Genomic DNA, 7221 nt, shown 5'->3' with positions numbered 1-7221 from the left:
TAGCCAATTGACCGTCGTAAGGGGCGAGGGTACGGTCATGAACCACTTCGTACCGTCCTGTCTAAATGGATCGCCTCTGGATGCTATTGTCGATTGTCTCGTCTCACGGGCGCCGTATCGCCTGTCGCATGTTGTGCCTCTTTCTCTTGCTTTGCCTGGCAGGCGAGTTCGTATGCTCGGAAGAATCCCCTGAACCTTCATCGACGTGCAACACTCGAGAACAGGAAGTTGCAGTCTGGATTGAGAAAGCGAGAAACTCGGGCTGTCTGGACGTCGAGTTTTACCCGGCGAACAAGCGGCCAAAGCCGTTTGATGGCTGGACTGATTTCCATCTCTCGCTGGAATACAAATACAATCACAACGTCCGCTGGAAGGGGGCCAAGGGGAAGGTTCTGGATGTCTCGATTGTTCCCGCTTTCACGACGATCAAGCCTTCCATTTCGCACATGATCAAGCTTCCCGAAAATATAGAGCGGGACCAGTGGCACACATCGGTGCTGGGTCGTCACGAACTGGACCACGTTGCGATTGGAATGCATCCAAGGTTGATGATGTTGGCGGCTCATCTCGTAAAGAATATTGGTCGACTTTCTCGCACCGCGGGAAGCACGTCGGAAGTCACACTGAAATGGGCTCAGGAAGAAATCAACAGTGCCGTCGATGCCCGGACGCAGGCTCTGCACTCCCTGGTGGTCATCAACAATGAGCGTCTGGATTCATTAACGCGTCACGGAGGGAGAGACCTGGTTGAACGGGGTGCTTTTTTTGAACGGCTGTACCTGAAAGAAAATCTGGACGAAGTGAAGTTCCGCTTTCTGGGCGAATCCATGAAACTGCTGGATACGAAAGAGTATCAGGAAGCGACTTTGCCGTTTCCTCATTAACCCCCTCGTACGGGGCCAATTTTGTCCGGTAAATCGTCAACAATCGAGCTTGCATCGTTGGCGAGTGTGGTTACAATCTTGTCTCTGAAATTTGCATGGTGGCTATAGCTCAGTTGGTAGAGCGCCAGATTGTGGTTCTGGATGTCGCCGGTTCGAGCCCGGTTAGTCACCCTCAGCCCCGAATGTTCGGGGCTTTTTTACGTCCGGTGCCATGCAGCATGGCTGGCACGTCCGGGTCGGCAAGTTCTCTCTGTCACCCGTCCCGCCGAGGTCGGCCCCGCTCTTGCCTGGCGAGGTGTCAACTGCCGCCTCCCCCGACCACGGAATCAACGGTCTCTTCGTCCGTCAAGTGATCCATCATTGTCTGAACCGACTGCGGCAAGATTCTTGTTTTTTAGATGAGTTTCTGGAAACGGCATCGTTATAATTTCCGTTTATCTGTGTTAGTCCCTGCTTCTTCATGTCTTCGGCTGCTCTTCTCAGAAGGGTCACAACATGGGGCGACTACGGGCGGCTTCAACGCTGCGGCGATCACGGTTCTGCATCGATTCATGCTTCGTTATCATGGTTTTCTTCCTGGTTCCGGCGACGGGCCGAGCTACTCCGCCGACTTTGGATGCCGCTATTCGAGCACTGATCGAGTGGCGTTCGTCGTTTGACAGTCTGCACATGCACTACGAAATGGAGCAATCCAATCGAGCAGAGCCGGATCACGGACAATTGACGACGTCGGGTGAATACTACTGGACTCAGTACGACCGATTCTTGTGGCGAGAGGAGTCGTTTCAGAATGGACAGCCCAGCGGTCGTCGAAAATACTTTTGCGATGGTGCGCTGGCGGGATGGGTTTGGCCGCAGGGAACTGTAATGGCGGTTCCCATTCCTCCAGGGCAACGAAGAGGTGTCTACAACGCGGTTGTCACCCCCCTGGCCGCTCTGTGGAACTGCACCGAACTGGATTGGTTTACAGTTCCCGTTCCACCGTGTGATATCGAGCACCAAGTCGTCGACTGTGAGGGAGCAGAGTGTCTGGAGATCTCATTCAGACTCCCTCAGAGTGCGGTATGCAATCGAATGATTCTGGATCCTCGATACAGTTATCAGCCCAGAATCTACGAAGCGGGACAGCGCTACGAGGTCACCCACTTCAAATTGTTCGAGCCGGGGATCTGGATGCCCGAGCAGGGGACCTATGATTTCGGCGACGGAAACGCCATGCAAAGTCGCTGGAGAGTCGATCGCCTTGTCTTTAATGAAGATATTGAAGACGAGAAAGTGAAAATGCCCTCTCACGCTGTGGGGGCAGGAATTGCTGCCATGGAATCGGGCAGCGGTCGGTTCCACGGGAAACGCACTGATGGTCGTGGCGGTGAGGCCAGCGCTGCTGGAGGGCAAGGACTCGATCGAGCTGAATCCCTGCTGGCACAATTCAAGCGGTTTGACTGGCTGATCTACTCATTACCGTTTACCACTGCAGGGGGGATTATTGTCGTCCAAGGGATGAAACTGCACTTCAAATAACGGGGATAGAAGTATCCCAAAGCGTACTCTCCACCCTCGAATTGTGCTCTGTTGAATCAGCCACACTAAGTTTGAGAAAGCCCGTCATTCTTCGTCATATTCACGGGACGATGTCAGCAGCTCTCCTACGAACCGGGATGCTGGCAGGTTCCCCAGCAGGTAGGTATGACGTCCTTCTCTGATTGTCACTTTGGTTTGTGCTGGCGTCCCGAAGTCCCCCTGACGTTGCGACGGACGGAGCGTGATCGTGTGCTCACCGACCGGAAGTTCGACCCGGAAAACCTGAATCGTGTCGGGCAACAGCCCCCAGCATCGCGTATCGGCCGACTCCGTCGCTTCCCAGGCGACGCCCGCAGCGAGGACGCCAAGGCTGAGGAGCGAACCTTTCTGAACATCGGCCATCTCCTGAGCACCGTACAGGATGCCTTTCTTGATGACGCGGCGGGCCACGGCTCGTCCGATGATCGCAGGAAAATGAGCCTGCTGCTGTTGCACGGCCATTTCTCCGATGTCGACCAGTGTGGCCGTCTTTCCGGCCATTTCGCCATTGATCTGAACCGAGACACAGTCGGCCACGGGAACAAAGTTGACGACGCGGGGAATCTTGACAGGGGCGAGCGTCGGGGTCACGTTCCGTTTTCCCAGTGCGTCGAAGATTCGATCTGCCACGAGTAACGCCGCCTGCGTCGGAACCTCGGCCGTTTCCTGCTTGATCGGGCCTCGGCCGACCAGTGCGAAGACATACAGGGCACCATGCCCGCTATGCATGGCAACTTCGTGCTCGCAGCGGTGAATATCGACCTTGGCGTCGCGGAAATTCGGTTCCCATTTTGCGACTTGCACCCGTGCCCGTAACGCATCATTGAGTGTCAGCGGAGATTCCTCGGCGAGCATTCCGCGGATATACGGACCTAGTGCCACCTGCTTGTAAGCGAGTACGGCGGACTGATCTTCTTCTTTATACTTTTCCTCTACGGCCAGCATGATCTGCTGTTGTTTATCCACCATCTGCAGCGCGTAAGCACCGGCATCACCCCCGCCCGACATCAGGTTCGAGAGCGAGAGCATCGCGCGGATCAGCACCTTCTCATAGTCTTCCCCGGCATAGGGACGCACCTGATCGTCCGTCAGCATCGAGGCGACTTCCTTACCCGCGTCGATCCCCTCAAGTTCATCAAAGCGGTCGCGAACCTGGCGCAGGATTCGTTCTGCATCTTTGGGGCGGCCTGAAGCGAGTTCGATGACAGCCTGATCCAGCATCAGGACATCCTGCTCGCCCTTCCGCTTCTTGAGTTCTTTGGCGAGGGCTTCTTGCGCCATCGGCAGATTGCCGTCGAAGAAAGCGGTCCGGATCGGTTGAAGTCGGTCAAAATGCGTACTGCAACCGCAGTTGAACAGCAGCAGCAGCAGCACGGCAATCCGCGAGCAGCAGGAAAACGCCCGTCGCTTCGAACCGCTTGCAACAGCGCTGCGACATTCAGGCGATGGAATGTTCATGTCGACCTCGGCAGATTCGACTCCCGGCCTTCGTTCACGGTGAGACGTGGGGGAGAGTCTACTGCTCCCCCTCTGTGTCACTTCGTCAACGTCATCGGATCCGGAATGAAGTCTCTCGTCCAATTTCAGACGAATGGACTCGGGGTTGGACGGGGTTACCAATGCTCGTCTCAACCCTGTCCATAGTTCCGAAGTTTACCAAGTTTGGACTTATGGTATCCCTTGCGCAATTCGGCCGATTCTTTTTCTGTATGACCGGTTTCGAAGTTGACCAGTTCCAGCGTCAACAGGTAGTCGCGCTGGTAGTCCTTGCCATTGCTGCGCGTCGTGCCCGAGGTAATCGTCGCGTACAGAAAGTAGTCGATCGGCTCGCGTTCCTGCTCCATCACCCCGGCCAGTTTCCGTCGCGCACTGGGAGTATAGAGGTCATCAGGACGCAGATTTGCCTGCTGAAGGGCTGCTTTCACCGCACGGATATTGACCAGTTCAAACGTTTCTGATCCGTTAATAATCGTGTCGATTTTTTGATAGATCTGATCACCAAAGTCACCGATCTCTTCCGAGCTGCGATTATCCACGTGCATGAAACAGATGCGCTTCTTGCAGGGCTCGCCGGTGTGTGAGGTCAGTGTGACAGAGCTTTGCTCACGAGCAAGCAGTTGACCGACGGATTGCTGAATCAGTGGCTCCCATGTCTCTGCACCCGCAGTATGGCTTCCGACCATGTTGGTGTCGGTGGGGCTGAGCACATGAGCGTATTGAGTCCCCTTGCAACCGATCGAGGTCACTGCGACGAGACTCGCAAGCGAGATACTGAATTGGTGAAAGAACTGCCGCCGATCCATGGCTGGCTCCCATAAATTGTCGAATCGTTTCGCGAACGCGTTTTTTCAACTTCGACCAATACAGACGCAAACTTCAATCGTGGTGCCAACCTGTCAGTCGTGGGAGAATAATAATTGTAACGACGAAACAGGAACAGGCGGCTTTCCCGAATCGGTACGGCTCTCGGCAGGTTCTGCCGGTATCTCAACCTGAATTCGGTCTGTTCCTAACTTTCTTTCGTAATGGTCTCGCCCGCAGTGCTCGACAGGTGAGATGACCTCTTGGATAAGTCGAATGATTCCGGCAGGACTCAGCCAGCCAGACGCTGTTGCATGGGTTTCGCTCGCTTATTCGAGCGAGGTTCGCTTTTCCAGCGGCGATGGATCCAGAAATATTGTTCGGGGGCTCGCCGGATTGCCCGTTCCAGTGCGGAGGTGAATTGCTGCGTAATTTCACCCACAGGGTCATCGGTGTTCAGTTCACGCGGGTCGATAACGGCTTCGCAACCGACTTCAAAGCGGGACCAGGGCTGACTGCCCGGTTCGTCCTTCAGCCGAATCGAATAGCCGACCATCACCAGAGCGTCGTACTCCAACGCCAGCAGAGCGATCGATTTGAAGGTGGAAGCGGGCGTGCCGAAGAAATCCACGAAGACGCCTCTCGGGCCGGCATCCTGATCGCACAGCAGACCCAGGTTTCCTCCCTTGGACAAGAGGGCCACCATTTCATCGAAATCGCCCGATTTCAGCAGCATCCGGTGACCGGTATTTTCCCGCTGGCGACGGAACCAGTCATGCAGGTAGGGGTTATCCATCTCGCGCGCGACGATTCCCATGGGGAACCCCCATAGACCGAACAGGGCCGTTCCAATCTCCCAGTTTCCGAAGTGGCCGCCGAGCATCAGCACACGCCGGCCCGAGCAGATCGCTTCATTGGTGCGAGTAAAGTCGGCGAAGTCGACGATCTTCCGGTACGAGTGCAGATGCAGCTTGCGGGGGCACTGTACGGTCTCGGCAATCGTGCGGAACAGATGAACCCACATCTCGTAAACGAGGTTCTCGATCTCTTTCTCGGAATAGCGGTCACCGAAGGCGCGCACGAGATTTTCAGAGGCGACCTTGTATCTCGTCCATTTCCGGGGCAGCCCGTAATGGATCACTGTCGCCAGGCCCCTTGCCACCCAGGCGGTCGCCGCAGGTGAAAGGGAGTCAATCACACAAACGAATGTCTGAAAGACGAGATATTCAAGTCGATGACGCAGCGAAAGCATAACGCGAGCACTTCCTTGTGGTGGTCAGATCCATCACGGGGCGTCCAGCAGCGGGTTCTGCAGGAACGTGGTGACCTGACCTGGCTCATTTCATTCCATGAAACATCCTCATCAGGTGAGGCACGATTACAATAGCGGATTGTGCCGCGAAAAGGCCACAGGTCCGCGAACTTCGTCTGCCGGGTCTGCTCCCAAAATCGAACGATGTTTCCTTGTCCCCAGCCGAGTCCGGCCCTGTGGCCCGTGTCAACTGGCGAACTTCAGTGACTTCCGTGTGTTCGTATTTTTATCCAATGAGGCATCTTCGAGAAGTTGCTGGATTGCTGCTTGCTGGAAGAACCGACGCAGACGTGACTTTCCCCGCCACAGGTGCAGCAGCCGGCTTTCGGATTGCAGTTCCGGTAACAGCAGTTCAGTCGCATGGTTCAGATGAACGACCCGTTGCGAGACGTCGCGTGGGTCGAGCAGGCGACATTCATAACCGAGTCTGACGAGGTCGTGGTGCAACCCCTGACCGGCGGTCAGGGTAGCGTGATCGGTGTACGTCAACCCGTGCTGATCCATGATGCTGCGACGGTAGAGCGCACAATGGCTGCGGATGTAGGGCTGTCGATTGTTCTTTCGCACGGGCCGAAACCGCTTCCACCATGTGAGCACGTCTTCGACTTGTCTCAGCGATTCCTGAAGGGGGGAACGGAGCACCAGCTTGTCGGTTCCAATGGCGGCAATTGAATCGTCGGCCAGCATCGGGTCGAGATGGAACTTCAACCAGTCTTCCCGAATGGGGATGGTGTCCGTATGAACGGTCAGCACAAACGGCGCGCGCGCTTCCTGAAATCCGATGGCGACAGCCTCGCGATGGGCCAGGCTTCCGGTCGCAATCTCTCCCGTCCGTTCAATCAGTCGGATCCATTCGACACTGCGCAAGTAGTCGAGCGAGGCGTCTCCCTTCGATGCGTTGTCCACCACGATCACCTCATAGTCGTAGTCGTGGGTAAACTTTCTGATACTGCGCAGGCAGAGCTTGGCCAGTTCGGGCGTCTGGTAGTGCGGGACAATGAAGGAGACAAACGGCTTCATGCTGGGTCGGTTCCGTGATGCGATCGGACGCGTGAGGGTGTGGGTTTGACTTGCCACCATTGCTGGAGTCGGATGAGCTTTCGGCGCCACCAGGGAAGACTGTCTCGCCAGATGGCTTGATCGGCAAGTTCTTCGGCCTGGGCG

The 7221-nt window shown here is 55.9% G+C and carries 6 protein-coding genes and 1 tRNA gene; 3 read left to right on the top strand and 4 right to left on the bottom strand.

Translation table 11 applies throughout. The features are described 5' to 3' along the window. Positions 1 to 80 precede the first annotated feature (80 nt). From VGE80_RS19635 to VGE80_RS19625, 3 genes are all read left to right on the top strand, one after another. Positions 81 to 884 (top strand): hypothetical protein, encoded by an 804-nt coding sequence (locus tag VGE80_RS19635; RefSeq protein WP_440593840.1) that lies wholly within the window; start codon positions 81 to 83, stop codon positions 882 to 884. 98 nt (positions 885 to 982) lie between these two features. Continuing rightward, positions 983 to 1055: transfer RNA gene (locus VGE80_RS19630), tRNA-His, on the top strand. A 324-nt stretch (positions 1056 to 1379) separates the two neighbouring features. Further along, the gene (locus VGE80_RS19625; protein ID WP_440593839.1) at positions 1380 to 2405 is read left to right on the top strand and encodes a hypothetical protein; all 1026 of its coding nucleotides are present in this window, start codon (positions 1380 to 1382) and stop codon (positions 2403 to 2405) included. A gap of 84 nt (positions 2406 to 2489) precedes the next feature. On the opposite strand, the gene VGE80_RS19620 is transcribed toward VGE80_RS19625, so the two are convergent. From VGE80_RS19620 to VGE80_RS19605, 4 genes are all read right to left on the bottom strand, one after another. Continuing rightward, on the bottom strand, positions 2490 to 3902 hold the full coding sequence (locus VGE80_RS19620) for a COG3014 family protein (RefSeq protein WP_440593838.1): 1413 nt from the start codon (positions 3900 to 3902) through the stop codon (positions 2490 to 2492). 170 nt (positions 3903 to 4072) lie between these two features. After that, positions 4073 to 4747 (bottom strand): penicillin-binding protein activator LpoB, encoded by a 675-nt coding sequence (locus VGE80_RS19615; RefSeq protein ID WP_373653640.1) that lies wholly within the window; start codon positions 4745 to 4747, stop codon positions 4073 to 4075. 290 nt (positions 4748 to 5037) lie between these two features. Then, the gene (locus VGE80_RS19610; protein WP_373653639.1) at positions 5038 to 5997 is read right to left on the bottom strand and encodes a lysophospholipid acyltransferase family protein; all 960 of its coding nucleotides are present in this window, start codon (positions 5995 to 5997) and stop codon (positions 5038 to 5040) included. Between the two features lie 246 nt (positions 5998 to 6243). Continuing rightward, positions 6244 to 7077 (bottom strand): glycosyltransferase family 2 protein, encoded by an 834-nt coding sequence (locus VGE80_RS19605; protein WP_440593837.1) that lies wholly within the window; start codon positions 7075 to 7077, stop codon positions 6244 to 6246. Positions 7078 to 7221 lie beyond the last annotated feature (144 nt).

Source organism: Schlesneria sp. (assembly GCF_036405755.1).
GTDB classification, from domain to species: Bacteria; Planctomycetota; Planctomycetia; order Planctomycetales; family Planctomycetaceae; genus Schlesneria; species Schlesneria sphaerica.
The sequence above is the reverse complement of the archived record's forward strand: the minus strand, read 5'-3'. Positions and strand labels throughout refer to the sequence as shown.